Origin of the sequence: Mesorhizobium sp. M1D.F.Ca.ET.231.01.1.1, from assembly GCF_003999155.2 — a bacterium.
GTDB lineage: Bacteria > Pseudomonadota > Alphaproteobacteria > Rhizobiales > Rhizobiaceae > Mesorhizobium.
In genome coordinates, this window is record NZ_RZOZ02000007.1 from 253,051 (window position 1) to 269,450 (window position 16,400).

12 protein-coding genes are annotated in these 16,400 nt (G+C 61.5%); 3 read left to right on the forward strand and 9 right to left on the reverse strand.

Translation table 11 applies throughout. The annotated features are described in order from the left end of the window. Positions 1-259: 259 nt before the first annotated feature. Both EN874_RS20290 and EN874_RS20295 read right to left on the reverse strand, forming a co-directional pair. Positions 260-1,354, reverse strand: coding sequence for an IS4 family transposase (locus EN874_RS20290; protein ID WP_127426533.1), 1,095 nt, complete (start codon positions 1,352-1,354; stop codon positions 260-262). 191 nt (positions 1,355-1,545) lie between these two features. Further along, positions 1,546-2,724, reverse strand: coding sequence for a DUF3095 domain-containing protein (locus EN874_RS20295; RefSeq protein ID WP_127426532.1), 1,179 nt, complete (start codon positions 2,722-2,724; stop codon positions 1,546-1,548). Between the two features lie 75 nt (positions 2,725-2,799). On the opposite strand from EN874_RS20295, the gene EN874_RS20300 reads away from it, so the two are divergent. Beyond that, positions 2,800-3,888, forward strand: a complete 1,089-nt coding sequence (locus tag EN874_RS20300; protein WP_127426531.1) for a glycosyltransferase family 4 protein — start codon at positions 2,800-2,802, stop codon at positions 3,886-3,888. Further along, the gene (locus EN874_RS20305) at positions 3,885-4,661 is read left to right on the forward strand and encodes a polysaccharide deacetylase family protein (protein WP_127426530.1); all 777 of its coding nucleotides are present in this window, start codon (positions 3,885-3,887) and stop codon (positions 4,659-4,661) included. Before EN874_RS20300 ends, EN874_RS20305 begins: the two co-directional genes overlap by 4 nt. A 244-nt stretch (positions 4,662-4,905) precedes the next feature. Here the strand turns inward: EN874_RS20305 and EN874_RS20310 are convergent, their stop codons facing one another. The 3 genes from EN874_RS20310 to EN874_RS20320 all read right to left on the reverse strand — a co-directional run bounded on the left by EN874_RS20310 (position 4,906) and on the right by EN874_RS20320 (position 9,180). Next, entirely contained in the window at positions 4,906-5,760 is an 855-nt protein-coding gene (locus tag EN874_RS20310; protein ID WP_127426529.1) for an MBL fold metallo-hydrolase, read from the reverse strand. A 68-nt stretch (positions 5,761-5,828) separates the two neighbouring features. After that, complete coding sequence (locus EN874_RS20315; protein ID WP_127426528.1) at positions 5,829-6,278, reverse strand: cyclic nucleotide-binding domain-containing protein; 450 nt, start codon at positions 6,276-6,278, stop codon at positions 5,829-5,831. A 187-nt stretch (positions 6,279-6,465) separates the two neighbouring features. After that, a complete protein-coding gene (locus EN874_RS20320; RefSeq protein WP_127426527.1) occupies positions 6,466-9,180 on the reverse strand; it encodes an ABC transporter ATP-binding protein in 2,715 nt (904 codons plus the stop codon). Positions 9,181-9,344: 164 nt separating this feature from the next. On the opposite strand from EN874_RS20320, the gene EN874_RS20325 reads away from it, so the two are divergent. Then, a complete protein-coding gene (locus tag EN874_RS20325; RefSeq protein WP_127426526.1) occupies positions 9,345-10,016 on the forward strand; it encodes a class I SAM-dependent methyltransferase in 672 nt (223 codons plus the stop codon). 37 nt (positions 10,017-10,053) lie between these two features. Here the strand turns inward: EN874_RS20325 and EN874_RS20330 are convergent, their stop codons facing one another. The 4 genes from EN874_RS20330 to EN874_RS20345 all read right to left on the reverse strand — a co-directional run bounded on the left by EN874_RS20330 (position 10,054) and on the right by EN874_RS20345 (position 16,359). Further along, positions 10,054-11,205: a glycosyltransferase family protein gene (locus EN874_RS20330; protein WP_127426525.1), complete on the reverse strand. Its 1,152-nt coding sequence runs from the start codon at positions 11,203-11,205 to the stop codon at positions 10,054-10,056. Beyond that, positions 11,202-12,446, reverse strand: a complete 1,245-nt coding sequence (locus EN874_RS20335; RefSeq protein ID WP_127426524.1) for a glycosyltransferase — start codon at positions 12,444-12,446, stop codon at positions 11,202-11,204. The genes EN874_RS20330 and EN874_RS20335 overlap by 4 nt, the downstream gene beginning before the upstream one ends. Position 12,447: 1 nt before the next feature. Beyond that, complete coding sequence (locus tag EN874_RS20340) at positions 12,448-13,662, reverse strand: glycosyltransferase family protein (RefSeq protein ID WP_127426523.1); 1,215 nt, start codon at positions 13,660-13,662, stop codon at positions 12,448-12,450. A gap of 405 nt (positions 13,663-14,067) precedes the next feature. Next, on the reverse strand, positions 14,068-16,359 hold the full coding sequence (locus EN874_RS20345) for a mechanosensitive ion channel family protein (protein ID WP_245516096.1): 2,292 nt from the start codon (positions 16,357-16,359) through the stop codon (positions 14,068-14,070). Positions 16,360-16,400: the final 41 nt, after the last annotated feature.

A 16,400-nucleotide genomic window follows, 5' to 3' on the forward strand; every position in this document is an offset into this window, starting at 1 on the left:
GCCATAACACAGTGCGCCAACGACCCAAAGCTAGGATTGCCGACGGCAAGGGGGCCGGCTCCGACGGCAAAAGCGGCGAAGAGGTTCCCGGATGACTGTCCTTGCGGCCAGGGAGCAGGCGCGACTGCATCTATTTTCTGCGGCGTTATGTGGAGAGGCTGCCTGTTAAGTGCAATCACCATCCTGACATCGGGCAAAAATTCGTCGGCTCGGACGCCGTAGCGCGTTTCACCGTTTCACGGAAACCACAGTACACGACTCATAGGTTTTTGATGCGTTTTGGGAATTCGCTTTGCCAGGCTCGCAGAGCGTTTTCGGGTGCGAAGGTGATCCATGCCCTGAGCGCGTCGAGGCCGGTGCGGAACCACGACTTCTCGCGTCGGCCATGCACCTTTCGCTTGATCGCCTTGATGCCCATGGTTTGGGTCGCGCATCGATAGGTCCAGGTTACGGCAATGGCGAGAATGGCGGTCAGGGTGTCGATCTTGCCTGGGGCCGTCATCCTGGTGTCTTCCATGTTGAAGCCGCGTGTCTTGGCATCGGCGAACAGGCATTCGACGGCCCAACGGTTCTTATAGGCGCCTATTGCCGCCTTGGCATCGGGGCTGTTGGTCATGACGATCAGCCATTCGCCTGGCTGGCCTTTTCTGCCGTCGATCCATTTGACGGCAAAGGACAGAACGGTGGATGCGTCGGGCAAGGAGGCTTGGAAGGTGGTGAGGCCGCGGCTCTTGCGGCGGCGGCGCAGCAGGGACGTGATCGTCCAGAGCCGTCCATCGGCCGGGGCAACGCACTGGCCCTGCTTGACGCGAATGGCGAATGGGACCTTGTTTTCGATGAGGAATTTGACCCAGTCGGCGCCAATGAACTCGCGGTCGGCGAGCAGCAGTTCGATCGAGGCCGCGCCGAACAGGCTCAGATAACGTCGCATCAGTTCGATGCGCTGGCCGGTGTTGCTGTTGCCCTGGTGATCGATCACCGTCCACAGCAGCGGCACGCGGAAGCGCCGTGTCACGATGGCCAGCATGAGAATGTTGATATCCTTGCAGCCGACCTTCCAGTTGGTGCGGTCGAGTGCCAAGTATTTGGGCCGCGACAGGTTCAGCATCCGCACGACGAGCTGCGCAGCAACTGCCTGATCCAGCCGGATCGACTGGAAAAAACGCTGTAGGCGGCGATAGTTCGACCCGTGCTGCGCCGTTCCCGGGAAATGGCTCGCAACATGGCTCAGATTGACCGTGCGGCCCTGAACCAGCCCCACGATCAGGACGGCCAGCGTTTCCAGCCGCGAATTGCGCAGCGCGAAATGACGTTTTAGGGTCTCGATGAGGGCGGCGTGAACCGTGATTGCCATGGCAGGATCCTTTTGGCGAAGAATCCTCTATTCAATCACTCCAAGCCGTCCTCACCCTTGCGTCGTGTACTGTGCACGGAAACGGAGAAACGCCATATCTCCTTGTTTTTACGCAATTCCGGACGGAAAACCGCTCAAACTTTTCCGGGAATTGCTCTAGCCTTCACCGGCGTCTCTCGGGCCGGCCGTCGTCAGATTGCCGCCTTCGCCTTCAGGCTTGCGGCGGCCATCGCGTAGCCGCCGGCCGCGCCATCGATGAAATGAAGGTGATCTCGCTGTAGCGGCGAGGCGACCAGGCATGTCATCAGGGCCGATTTCTGGCGGTGCAGGCCATAGCTGCAGATGCCCGCTTCTTCCGCCTGTTTCAGCCGGCTCTCGATCCGTTGCAACACATCCGCCTCGACGTCGATGGTCATCTTCAAGCCGTCGTCGAACTTGCGGAAGTCCGAATTGCTGGCCACGTCGCGTTTGTAGATCTTCGGATCGAACCTGCCGATCGTCCAGCCAAATCGATCGGTGACAGCCGTAAGCGTCATCAGGAACACCACCCACAGCTTCGCCAGCCACCGCCGTCCGACCGGCGCCACGGCCCGCGCCTCGATATCGAGACCGGCGGGCAGCAGACTGTAGCTCGGCCCGCTCGCCGGCACCGGGTGACCGTCGCGCTCCTGCCTGCCGGCAAGGGCGATGATGTCGGAAACCAGCAACTGGAAACCGCGCAAGTCGCGCGAAGCCCGCGGTATGGCGATGATCGAGACGATTTCGCCATGCCGGGCTTCGATAGGGTTCCAGCGGCAGGAGAGGCCGGTCAGGTCCGGGCGCGCGCCGGCCGGCGCGGGATCGATGCGGTAGCGCCCCGCTTTCATCTCGGCTTCCGCCCAACTGCCGCCACCGCCGGCGAACATGGCATAAAAGACCGCTTCGGAGGCCTGGAACCGCGCCACGCGAACGTCGAGGCCTTGCGCTCTTATGTCCTTTATCGGCACGATTGCGGCGCGCAAGGTCAGGTCCAGTTCGTCCGCCACCCATCTCTGGACAGCCGCCAGCGCGTTGCGTGTGATCTCCAGCGCCGAGCCGGGGAACGCCACGAGCGCGCCGTCGCCGCCGAAGACAAAAGGAAGATCTTGCCGACCAAGCGCATTGAGCAGCGCCGAAATGACGCTGGCGCCGGCCATATTGACGGTTTTATAGCGCCCGGCCCCGATCGCCTTGGTCGAGCCGACGATGTCGGCGGTGGCCAGCGCCCAGCCGTCGGGGAGAGGTCGATAGTTGTCGATATCGGCAACGCTTTCGAACTTTGCGAAGACCGGCAGGGAAGCGACAAACGGGTCGGACGCGATAGCTGTTTCCATGAGCATCAGATAGCACATTCCTACTGCTTGCAGGTGAAGTCGATCATGCTTCGAAATTGACTTGCGCCGGCCTTCCGATGATAGGTTCCGGCGATGCGAATTGCCTTCTATGCGCCGCTGAAGTCACCCAATGACCCCGTTGCCTCCGGCGACCGCCAGATGGCACGGGCGCTGATCAAGGCGCTGGAGCGCGGAGGGCATAGCGTCGAACTGGCCTCCGAATTGCGCTTCTATCTACGCCAACAGGAGCCGGAAAGTTTCGATGCGCTCAGGATCGAGGCCCAAAAGGAAGTCGCGCGGCTGACACGGCTTTGGGATCGTGACGGCAAGCCCGATCTCTGGTTCTCCTATCATCCCTATTACAAGGCGCCCGACCTGATCGGGCCCGAGCTGGCGTCGGCCTTTGCCGTTCCCTATGTGACGGCGGAAGCCTCCTATTCGAGGCGGCGCAACGCCGGCTTGTGGGCCGACACGCAAGCGCTGGTGGCGCGAGCCGTCGAGCAGGCGGCGCTGAACATCTGCTTCACGCAAAGGGATCGCCAGGGACTGGCAGACGCGATACCCGACGCCGCTTACGGCATGCTTTCGCCCTTCATCGACACATCGGCATTCCGGGAAACGCCGGCACGGGGTTGTCGGACGCGCCTCGTCACCGTCGCCATGATGCGCCCAGGCGACAAGCTGGAAAGCTATCGCATGCTGGCGCAGGCGCTCGGTTCGATCGCCCACCTGTGCTGGACGATGTCGATCGTCGGGGACGGGCCGGCCCGTGACGAGGTCAAGGCGCAATTCGCCGGCTTGCCCGCCGACCGTATCGAATGGCTCGGCGCGATCGAGCCAGCCGCCGTGCCGGATGTCCTCTACAGCGGGGGAATCTACGTCTGGCCGGGTTTCGGCGAGGCCTATGGCATTGCCTATCTCGAAGCACAGGCCGCCGGCCTTCCGGTGGTGGCCCAGGACATCGCCGGCGTGCCGGAGGTCGTGCGGAATGGCCAGGCCGGGTTTCTCACCCCACCGGGCGATGTGGCGGCGTTCGCTTCCGCCATTGAAAGGCTTCTGGTCCGTAACGACGAAAGAACCGCCATGGCTGCGGAAGCCAGACGTTTCATCCTCGAAGAACGTTCCCTCGGTGCTGCGGCGGTGCGTCTGGCCGAGCTTCTTGCGAAGATCCCGGTTTCATGACATCCGATCGGATCTGGCAACCCCTGGTGGAAGAGTTGGCGCGCCGACGACGGGCGGGGCGTAAGGCGGAGTTCTGGCTGCGCGACGATGACGCCGTGGCTCCGACGCCTGCGCTTGATCGGCTGCTCGGCCTCACCGGTGAATTCGCGGTACCGGTCACGCTGGCCGTCATTCCGGCCCCGACTGATGAGACGCTTGCCGCGCGGCTCGACGAGGCGCCGCAAGCCACGGTCGCCATCCATGGCTGGGCGCACCGGAATCATGCGCCCGAGGGCCAGAAGAAGCAGGAGCTTGGCCCGCATCGGCCACGCGAGGCGGTGCTCGATGATCTGGCTCGCGGGCTGTCGCGTGTGATCGGCCTGCACGGCGCACGTGCCGTTCCGATGCTGGTGCCGCCCTGGAACAGGATCGACGCCGGCTTGGTACCCGACCTTGGATCGATCGGATTTGCGGCATTGTCGGTCTATGGACCGCCGAAGCCGGCTCCGCTGGCGGTCATCAACAGCAATGTCGACATCATGGATTGGCGTGGCACGCGCGGATGCCGCGATCATGACCTGTTGGTTCAGGCTATCGTCGCGCAATTGCAGCATGCATTCGACGGCGGCGAACCGGTCGGCCTGCTCACCCACCATCTCGTGCACGATGAATCGGCCTGGCTTTTCCTTGAACGGCTGTTCACAGTCACCGCGCAGACCGAAGCCTGCACATGGCTTCCTGTCACGACATTGATCGAGCGCAGCGCCGCTAAAGCAATTCCAGGAAAAGTGTGAAACGGTTTTCCGTCCGGAATTGCGTCGAAACAAGGAGACGGAGCGGTTTGCCGTTTCCGTGAAACGGTGAACTGCTCTGAGCAATTCCAGGAAAAGTGTGAAACGGTTTTCCGTCCGGAATTGCGTCAAAACAAGGAGACGGAGCGGTTTGCCGTTTCCGTGAAACGGTGAACCGCTCTGAGCAATTCCAGGAGAAGTGTGAAACGGTTTTCCGTCCGGAATTGCATCAAAACAGGAAAACCGCTCAGCCCTTTTTGCGCAATGAGACTGGAAATTGGAGCGTCTGGCCATCCCGCGCGGCAAAGGCGCCGGCAAACCTGTCTTTGGCCATTTTCTCGATCTCGTCCAGTTGGTCGTCGGTGCGTGACGGATCGTGGTGGAACAGCGCAAGCCCCCGCGCACCGGCCGTCTCACAGAGCTTGACGCCCTCTTGCCATGTCGAGTGCCCGTTACCGCGGCGGCGTTCCATCTCCTCTTCGGTGTAGGTGCAATCGTAAATGACGAGATCGGCATCTTCGATCAGGCCGAGCACCGTCTGGTCAAGCAGGTCCGGTTCGTGCTCGGTGTCTGTGATCACCGCCACGACGCGGCCGCCCCATTCGACCCGGTAGCCCACGCAGCCCCCCGGATGAATAAGACTGCCGGTTCGTACCACCACCCCCTCACGCGGCCGAAGCACGTCTCCGGATACGAAATCGCGACAGTCGAGCCTTGCCTTGCAGATATCGAGCCTCACCGGAAACCATGGCGGCCGCATGAACTCATCGATCATCTGCTGGGTCGTCATGCGTCCTGCAAGATGCCCGGACCAAAGCGTCACCTTGACGCTCCGATCATAGATCGGCGTAAAAGCCGGGAACCCGATGATGTGATCGTAATGGCAATGGGTGAAAAACAGGTCGAAATCGGTCACGCCCGACGCCCGAAGCGCGTGGCCGGCAGGCCGTAGGCCAGAGCCCGCGTCGAACAGAAGCGTATGCTTGCCGCATCGCATCTCAATGCAGATTGTGTTGCCGCCATAGCGGGAGAATTCTGGCCCCGATACCGAAATGCTGCCGCGCACGCCCCAAAACCTGACCAGGAAAACGTCGTCGTCCATGCTACCCCTTCGCAGTCCAGTCGCCCGTGGTGCCATCACAACGGCGAGGATCAAACGCGCGTCACTGGTTACTTGGCGCTCCGTGCGTCGATCAGATCCGCGGTCGTATGGCTTAGGCGATCGGCGAGGACCCGCACCATCTCGATGGTCATTTCCGGGAACTCCTTCATAAGCCTCAGGAAATGATCCTTGCGAATTCTCAAGGCTTCCACCGGACTTGCGGCTCTGACGCTGGCCGTGCGGGAGCTGTTGCACAATATGGCGATCTCGCCAACGATCGAATTTGGCAGCAGTTCGGCAACTTTTATCGGTCCGCTGTCGGAATCGACCAGAATATCCGCCTTGCCTGAAAGGATGACATAGGCGGCGTCTCCCTCGTCGCCCTGCCGGAAAAGGATCTCGCCCGCGCTGTAGCTCACGCGATCGGACGTGAACGCAAGCAGCTTGAGCTTTGCCGGCTCTATGCCGGAGAACAAGGGAACGCGTTGCAGCATTCCAACCTCATCCTTGAGCAGCATTGTCGCAAACCTTCCCAAAATTCACGTCTGCGAGACTAGAACAACCGACGCCCAGATGAAATCAATTCCGTTTCGGGGTGGCAATACGAACCACTTGAGGTGGCGACCCCGACCGGCTGGAACCTCAATCCTTGATGCTGCAGCAAGTTCCCACCGGCAGAATGATCCTATCTGAATTTCCAACGCCCTATGACAGCAGTTCCTTGAGAATACCGTCCCCTGCCAAAAGTCCCTCGTGTGTTCCGTCCTCCACCAAACGACCCGAGTCGAAGACGATAACGCGATCGAACATCATCGCCATTGCCGGATTCGTCACGACCCACACAATTGCCGGCGAACGGCCGTCGCGTCTGGCTTCCTCGAGCACGTTTTGCAGCACCTTGTCCTGCACGCGCTGGTCGAGCGCCGACAGCGGCCGGTTGAGAATGAGAAAATCGGGACGCTTGAGCAGGGCCCGGGCAACATCGAGCTTCTGTCGCTGTCCACCGGTCAACCGCCTGCCGCCGGCACCGACGTTGAAGTCCAAACCGACATCCAGCAGTTCGGCATAAAGCCCCAGTTCATCAAGAATGTCATAGACGATGGAGCGTATGCGGTCCGGCGCGTCGGGATGGTTGCTGCCCAGACGCCCGAACAGGACATTGTCCATGACCGTGGCCGCGGCAATGTATTTGGCAGGATCGTACCGTTCGACCGCGTTTTGCAGCTCGGGCGGCAGGTCTTCATAGAACTGGTTGCGTGCGGCGACGATCTTGTTCATCAATTCGTCGCTCAGCAGGCCGAAGCGATGCCGGGGCTCGATATAGGCAAAGCTCAGGGTGACGATCATGGCGCGGTCGTTCTCCGAGACCGTCTCGTAGGGACGGTTCTTGAGCCGTTGCAGCAAGGTTTCGTAAGCTGGTATCTCCTCGGCGCTCATGAAGGCGAGCTGCTGGAAGAACTGGTGATCGGGCGGCAGGTCGGCAAACAGCTCGATCGCTTGTTTGGCGATATCCATGCCCATTTCGTAGAGCGTGCGATCGAGGCCGGCTTGCTTCAGCACCGACGCGAAATAAGGATTGGCCGCCAGAGCCCTGTCGGCTAGTTCGGGGCCGGCGGCAGCGCCGAAGAGCAGGTTCTGGCCAATCGCCGCTTCCTTGTTGTAGGCGCCCGGTTCGAAAGGAACCACCAGCCCGCTCAACCCTTCTTTTTCCAGCCGGGTTCGCAGCGCCGCACGGAGTTCTACGATCCGCCCGGCAAGTTTCGTGTGACGCGTGAGGTCGGCCGAAGAGCGCAAGCCAAGATCCAGAATGTCGCGCGACAGAAGAACCGCGTCGAGGACCTGGCGCACGGCTTCAAAGAGGTCGTGCGGGCCGGTAGCGCCGGCGGAAGCATAGTCGACCCAGTCGCTGTGGACATCGAGATCCGGATTGCCCGACCGCCGCGCCTCTTCGATGTTCCAACGCTGCTGGTCTGCCGCTGCGCCGTCATAAGGCACCGATGTCAGCGGCGCATGCTTCAACCCGTAGAGCAGGTTGTCGCGCAGGCTTGCCTGGAACAGGAAAACATCCGACGAGGCGTAGGACATGCGCCGGCCGGTCACTGCTTCGGGAAGTTCAAGCAGGTCATCGGCGCCCGAAGTGACCTTTCCACTGTCTGGCCAGTTCAGCCGCGCGAAGGCTTCGGCAAGTGCCTCCGCTCCGCCTGTTGCGGTGCTGACCAGCGCAACCGTCTCACCCGGCTTGACCTGCAGGGAGATACGGTCGAGGAGCATTGCGCCGCCATCGTCTGCCATCGACAGACTGATCGCCGACAGCGGACCGGTCATCGGAGCGGGATTGTCGACGGTCAGCGCTGCGATTCCCGGCGCAATGAGACCCTCGACGGTGAACTGTTCAACGACCTGCTGATATTTGACCTGGACATCCTGCCGATCCTGATCCCAGTCGATCAGTTCCTTCATCGGTCCGGGCAGGTCCTTGTAGGCGCCGATCACGGCCACGAGTTGGCCGACGTCCAGCCGTCCTCCGATAACCAGGTACCCGCCAATCATGTAGAACAGAAAGGGCGTGAGCTGCGCGAGAAAATTGTTGAGGAACTTCACCATGAATTTCCATTGGTAAAGATCGAAGCGGATCTTGAAGATGAGCCCGAGCCGGGATGCTATGTCGGCTCGCTCGTAGTTTGACGTATCGTGAACGTGAACCGCGCCTATGCCGTCGACGATTTCGCCGACCCGGCCCGAAAGCGCGCGCGCTGTCAACTGCCGTTGGCGCCCGAGCACCAGCAGCCGCCGCCGCATTCGCGGGATGAGCACGATCTGGATCACCACGATCACGACCGCTATCATTCCGAGCCAGACGTTCTGGACCATGATAAACAGCATGGCCGTCAGCGCCTGGCCGCCGAGCAGCACCGGCTGCAGGAAGGCATCGCCGATGAAGCCGCCCAGCGGCTCTACCTCGTCCTTCACCATGGTCGCCACTTCGGCGGATTTCACCCGCTTGAAGTAAATAGGCGGAAACCGCAGCACACGATCGACCAGATCGAAGCGGATACGGCGCAGCATGCGCTCGCCGAGGCGGCCCTTGTAGGTGTTGATGTAGAGTTTGAACAGGCCGTTGATGACGACCAGCAAGAGGAACACAATGCTCAGGGCAAGCAGCGTTGCCTTGCGGCCGAGCTGAAAACCGGAGAACAACAGGACCTCGCCGATGAACGGCAGGTTATAGTGCAACCTCATGAATGGCTGGGTCGCGCCCGGTTGCTCGAAGCCCCTGCCTTGGATCGGGCCGTTGACGATCAGCTTCGGCAGGTCGAAGGACATGAAATAGGGGATCATCGACAGCAGGACGATCATCAATATCCAGATCTGCTGCTTCCTGGTGTGCCTCCAGATGTAGCGGGCTAGGCTGGGTTCCATATGCGACTGTGGACCTTCAGTTCAAAGAACAAAGCAAAAGCATCTGCCAGCGGACAGCGTATCGGCAACCATCGCCGGCGACATGTTCGAAGCCTGCGAGGCGGCTTTGCGGGGGCAAAGATTGCGTTGTGTCGCCCGAAATCCCAACATACAAGGCGAATATGATGGATGTCACGCAGCCACGCAATGCCGGTCTGGACGGGCACGACCAGGCCCTGGACCTCACGCGGGGAATTGCCGTCTATGTCAACCACCCGCTCGTGGCAGGGCTGGCGCGCGTCATCGCCAAGCATCCGCAGGCCGACATCGCCAACGCCTTCAACCACAAGCAGGTCGCCTGCAAGACGTGGGCGCTCGACAAGCTGTTCGAAAGCTGCGGCGGCCGGTTCGGGCGCATATGGGTTCTGGGTGGATGGTACGGCGTTTTGCCGGCAATGCTTTTCAACGACGCCCGCTTCGACATAGCGGCGGTCGATAGCATCGACATCGACCCCGAAGTCGGCGCGGTGGCCCTGACCCTCAACCGGGAAGCCGGCGACCGGTTCCGGGCGCTGACGGACGATATGTACGCACTCGACTATGCGGCTGGGCAACCCGACCTGGTGGTCAATACAAGCTGCGAGCACATAGCCGATCTCAGCGCCTGGCTTGCCCTGCTTCCGCGGGGCACGACTGTGCTGCTGCAATCGAACGACTATTTCAGCGAGCCGACGCACATCAACTGCGTGGCTTCACTGGCAGCCTTCGAAGCCATGGCGGCGCTGCGGGAGATCAGGTTCTCCGGCGAGCTGCCGACAAAGAATTATACGCGCTTCATGCTGATTGGAACTGTTTGAAGCGCGTTGCGCCAATCTAACCCCGACGCGACCCGCGTCAGGATTTTTGGCACCAGGTTCGATACCGCTCGCGCAGGATTTGCGCCGAGTGATGCGCGCCTTCCAGATCGAGACGATGCGCGGATGGTGTCGGTCTTGCAAGCGCCTGTTCGATCGCTTGCGCCAAACCTTCAGGCGTCAGGTCCTTTTCCTTCAGCACCGTTGCAAGACCGAGTTCTTCGAGCATCAGGGCGCGAACCGTTTGTTCGGTCTCCCCGCCGGCCGCAAATGGAACGAGCAGGGAGCGACAACCCGCGCGCAGGACATCGCAGACCGTGTTGTAACCCGCCTGCGAGACCGACAGGCGGGCTCCGGTCAGCAGGCCGGCGAAATCCTCGCGGAACCGGAAGATTGACAGGCCGGGCGGCGCATCGCGAGCGATCGCGTCAAACTCGTCTTTCGGCAGGTTTGGGCCGGTGATCAAACACCATTTCCAACCGTTGCCGGCATTCCGCGCGGCTGCGATGGCAGAGCTGACAAGGCTCTTTCCGGCAGCCCCGCCGCCAACCGACACCAGGATGTCGAAGCGCTCGGAGGCCGCCGGCGGTGGCGGCGCCGCAACGAGCCCCGTGTAGGCGACCTCGGCCCTTATCGCCCCGGCCAACGGAAATGTCTTGTCGATGGTTGCGAAAGCAGGATCGCCGTGGACCATGACAAGGTCGAAATGCCTGCTGATGAGTTCGACCGTTTCCTCGTTTCGGCCCGGCTTGACGCGCTCCTGAAGGATATCGCGGACGGACGTCGCCAGCAGCGGCCTGGGTGACGTCGCTTCGATGGCTTCGATCAGCGGCAAGAGTTCGAAACGCATCTGGCGGCGTCCAAACGGAAACGCCTCGACGATGACGATATCAGGCCTGCAATCCCGGAATGCGTCCAGCAGCATCTCCGAACGCCGTTTCCTGAAATCGTCATCGATGGGTTTGCCCTGCAGGTCGACAAGTCCGGAAAATCCTTCGTCACCGGAAGTGACAGGCGGCAGGGCTACAGATTTTACTCCCGGTCCCGGAAACCCCGCGATCGGCGCTCCCCCGGTCACGACGGTAATGTCGAATCCGTCATCGACAAGAGCGGCTGCGATGCGGCTGGAGCGCGCGAGATGGCCGATACCGAGCAGGTGCTGGACATAGAGGAAGGCGCGCAGCCGCTTCAATCGGCGACCCGCCACTCGCGCTCGAACAGTTCCTTGAGCTGTCCAATGCTTGTCAAATGATCGAAATTGCCGCGCACGCGCCGCTCTGCGGCGTCGCCGAGGCGGGCGCGCAGCACGGGATCACGGATCAGGCGTTCCAGCGCCTGAGCGAGGGCGATCGGGTTCTCCGTCGGAACCAGCAGCCCGGTTTCATCCGGCGATAAAAGCTCCGGCACGCCGGAAATATCGGTCGACACGCAGGCAAGCCGCTGGCTCGCCGCCTCCACCAGAACATTCGGCAGACCGTCCCGGTCGCCATTTGCGCTGATCCTGCAGGCCAGGGCGAAGATGTCGGCGCGGCGGTAGTGCTCAAGCACGTCCTCCTGCGCAAGCGCGCCTTTCCAGGAGACGCGCCCGTCCAGTCCGAGCTTTCGCGCCAGCGCCTTGAGCCGTTCCAGTTCCTCGCCGCCGCCGATATGCTCGAAACGCCACGCCAAGTCGCCAGGCAAGAGGGCAAGCGCCTCCAGCAAGGTGTCGTAGCCTTTCTTTTCGACGGCGCGCCCGACGCTCAGAACGATAACCGGTTCGTCCGGAGCCGAGCCGTCGTGCTGTTTTCGCGCCTCGCCGAAACTGCCGAAGCGATCAAGGTCGAGCCCATGATAGCTCAGATGCACGGACGAGTTGCCGTTGGCGAGTTCTTTCAGACGGTCGAAGCCGGTCTTCGTGCAAGTGACCGTCCAGCGCGCCGAGGAAAGCTTGCCGGCCAGATCCCAGTCCGCCGATGTCCAGATGTCCTTGGCATGGGCCGAGCAGCTCCAGGGCAGGCTGCGAAGCAGGCTGACATAGCGCGTCACCGACGCTGGCGTGTGCGCGAAATGTGCATGCAACCATCCCGCGCCTTCCGGCCATTCGGCCGCCAGCACCAGCGCTTGCCCGAAGCGGCGCACGCGATTGCGCGTAAAGTCGCGGGGGATATCGGCAGCCAGCGATGCGAGCGCGCGCCAGAAGCCCGGCCGCGGCAGATGAGCAAACAGCGAGCGGATCACGCGCAGCGGCTCTTTATGCAGATACTCCGGCAGATAATGGACGGGCGCCTTGATCTCGTCATGCACGGGATGGCGTTTTGCATCGGTCGGCCGCCTGAGCGCGACGAGTATCAGGTCGAACCCCGCACGTTCCAGACCGAGCAGTTCCTGCGCGATGAAGGTTTCCGACAGCCGTGGATACCCCTTCAGAACCACGACGATCTTGCGACGTTGCAACTCAGTTTATTCCTTCGATGACCGAAAGGTGATGGCCGGCCCGCCGGTCGAACAGCTCCGCAACGATTTCCGAAATATGAGGCAGCCCTTCCAGGGTAAGATGCGGATTGCTCTGTGATGGGCGGGGCCGGTCCGGCAGCGCCGCCAGTGCATCGGCAAAGCGCTGGGAATCCTTGGCTTCTTCCGGCAAAAGCATCTCGACGAGGCCGAGTTCGGCTGCGCGCCGAGCGCGGATCAGCTGTTCCTCGCGGGGCTCGACGCGCGGCACGATCAGCGCCGGCTTGTCGAAAGACAGTATCTCGCAATAGGTGTTGTAGCCGCCCATTGCCACCACCGCCTTGGCGCCTGCAATCAGGTCTTCCATGCGGTTGTCGAACTCGATGATCCTGATGTAGGGGATCTTGGCCCCCTTCTTGAGCAGCTTGTTGCGCTTGCGCGCCGGCATGTAAGGCCCAAGCACGATCAGCGCCCTGTGCTGCAAGTGCGGATCGTGCTCATAGGCATCGATGACGTCGTGGATCAGTTCGGCGCCGTCGCCGCCGCCACCGGTGGTAACGAGGATATAGTCGCCCTCGGGCCGGTGGCCGGGCAATTCGTTCCGCTGCAGGCTTCGTTGCAGGAAGCCGACGAACCTCATCTTTGCCCTGACACTCGGCGGCACGTCCAGGCCGGTCAATGGATCGTAGAAATCCGGCGGTCCATAGGCCCAGATCTTGTCGTAGAACAGGCCTATCTTGCGCATCACATCCCTGCGTGCCCACTCTGCTTCGAGCAGATGCGGCGCATCCATCACCTCGCGCAGGCCAAGCACGAGCGTGGTGCCCCGAGTCTTGAGGTAGGACAGCGTGTCCTCGATCTCGCCGCGCAGGCCGAGCGGTTCCTTGTCGACGATGAATATATCCGGCCGGAAGGTCTCGGCGGTGTGGCGGATGATCGACTGGCGCATCCTTAGCGTCTCATGCAGGTCGATATCCTTTTCCAACGAGGTGTATTCGCCGTTGCGCAACTTGATGACGCTGGGGATCTTCACGAAGTCGACACGGGCGCGGTAGTCGAAGGCGCCGGCAATAGGCGCACCCGAAATGATAAGCACCTGAAGTCCGTGGAAATCCTCGACCAGCGAATGCGCGATCGTCCGGCAGCGCTGCAGGTGGCCTAGCCCGAACGTGTCGTGGCTGTACATGAGAATTCGGGCATCTTGTACGTGATGGGTCATTATTGAACGTCTTTTAAACTCTCGCCTTGAGACCGTGGGCGACCCCACGTTTCGAAACCATACTGGGTCAATCGACCTGTTTTGAAACATGAGGGCGCAATTTTCAATTTGTATTACCGAACAAGCCGCAGATCGCCTCACCATCCGCCGGCTCATCGACTCCTATGCACACCCGCCGAGCGGCGCGAAAGGGCCAGCCGGCGCTCTCCACTCCAGGCTCACTTTTCGTGGTGAACAAGACATCAGAAACCCGGACCCCTCCATGGAGCTGCATTCGTGCGAAGCGCCCGCGCCTGTCGGCCGGACGGTGCTCTTTCGCCTTAAGTGGTTGAAGATAAAAGAGTATCCCTGCCGCGCGCGATGCGCGGAAAGTTTCGCTGCGGCCGGCGGACGTCACAAGCTTTCCTACTCCGTTGTGCTGGCTTTTCTTCTGCGCCGAGTGGTGTGCGACTGCGCGACGGCCGTTTTCAACGCGGGTGTGATCTCTATCGGTGCGCTCTCTGCCCCATGTGGGTTCTGCAGCCCCTCGACGTGGACCGTCGGGAATGGGAGTTCGATGCCCTGCTCCTTGAAGACCTGGCGGAGGCGTACATAGAATTTGCGTTTCATATTGAAGGCGCCCCCCGGCCTGGTCGTCACCTTGACCCTCAACACGATGCCGTACTCGCCGAATTCCTGCACGCCCTGCATCTTGATCGGCGAGAGCACCCATTGTTTGAATTCGGAATCTTCCGCCAGTTCGAGGCCGATCCGCTTGATCAGCCTGCGGGCGAAATCGATATCGGTGTCGTAGCCGACGGTGATGTTGAATTTGTCGGTGACCCAGTCACGGCTCTGGTTCTGGACGGCTCCGAGTTCACCGAATGGTATCGTGAACAGCGGGCCACGATGGTGGCGCAGCTTCACCGAGCGCAGCGAAAAGCTCTCCACCGTCCCCACATAACGGCCGGAGGTAATGTACTCGCCAACACGAAACGCATCGTCGAGCAGAAAAAACACGCCCGAAATGACGTCCTTGACTATGGTTTGAGCTCCAAATCCCACGGCGACGCCAACGACGCCGGCGCCGGCGATCAGCGGGCCGATCTCGATACCCACCGAGGCGAGCATCATCAGCACCGCCATCACGACGATCACTGCGAGCAGAATGTTCTGGATGATCGGCAAGAGCGTGCGCAGCCGCGCCTGCTGCGGATCGAGGATCGGGGCCTCCTCGTCGTCGGTCACCGCGTGCGGCGTCTCGATGCCCAGCTTTCGTTCGATCAAGGCTTTGATGATCGACCAGCCGAAATCGGCTGCGAGCGCAATGACCATGACATTGATCAAGCCGCGCAATATGAGCGTGGTCGTCGTATCGCTGTCCCGCATGGACTGCATGTCCAGGCCCCAGACACGCGCGAGAAAATAAGCCGCCGTCAGGATCAAGACCATCCGGACTGCTCGATCGATGACGGCGATCGTCACCGCCGGGATCGTGGGCCGGCCGGCATCTTCCGAACCCGGCCGCAGGACGAAATTGACCCCGCGCTGCGTCAGCACGACTGTCAAAGGCAGGAAGAATGCGGCGAAGGTAAACCAGAACAATATGTTGAGACCGGCGATGCGCAGCAGGAACAGAACGACGAAATAGGCGGTCAATAGCCAGGTCGCTCCCGTGTGGCCGCTTGGCTGCGCATCGTCTCGCTGTGTTCGTGGCCGACGCCAAATGGCAAGCAGCAAGAGCAGCAGCAGCACGAGATCGGCGCCCGTCGACAGGACCAGCATTCCGTCCCGATCGATGCCGAGACCCGGCAGGAGGGTAAACGCCGCGGCGAAGAAGGCGAAGACGCCGACGATCCGGGGTAGCCAATAGAACCAATGGTCGGCCGTTTCGTTGGTGACCGGCAAAGCGCGAACCTCGACGGCGTTCTCGACTTTCATGAAGGAAGGGACGAGCATGGCTGCGACGTACATGCGCACAGCCGCTGTAACGACTGCAGCGATCAGAAATGTCAGCACGATCTCGCGGATGAGCATCGGCCAGTCGAACAACATGAACGCGCCGGCGCTGCCCAGCGCGAACGAAACGATCAGCAGGCTGGAATAAAGCGTGCGACCGCCAATCTTCTTGGCCCGCCCGATGGGCGTGTCCTTCGGCTGCGCAATGATCCAAAGACGAAACGGACGGGTGAGCCTGTACGTTGCCCAGGTGAGCGCCACGCCGGCAGCGATGAACATCGTGATCAGCATGAATACGCCGGCAGAGCCCTTGCTGGACATATCGTCCATGGTCTCTGCCCGAACGCGCGCGAACTGGCCTGGCAGCAAGGGCAAAGTCCGCACGATTCTTTCGATATGATGCTTGATCCGATCGAGCGTCGAGGATGCCATCGTATTCATCTGGCCCGGTGTGGCCACCGCGTCGGACGATGCGCGGGCCGGCGAAGCTCCCGCCTCGGCAGGCGCAGCCGCGGGCCGGGCGTCCTGATGTCGCTGTTCGGCCACCCAGGCCTTCACCGACGGATCGTCGAGAAGCTCGAATAGCTGTTTTACCCTTTCAGGCGGGACGGTCGCCGGCGCTTGAGCCTGTGCCGGACCAGCAAACAAGAGCGCGATCCCAAGGACGAGCGACGTGGCGATCAGGACAAACATCGCAGTCAGGTCTTCGAGACGCCGCGCCGGGCGCGCCAGACTCCTGGTCCCCAACCGTCTGATCATGAGTGGCATCGTGCTGTAACCTTCCGGCCAAATCGGCAAGC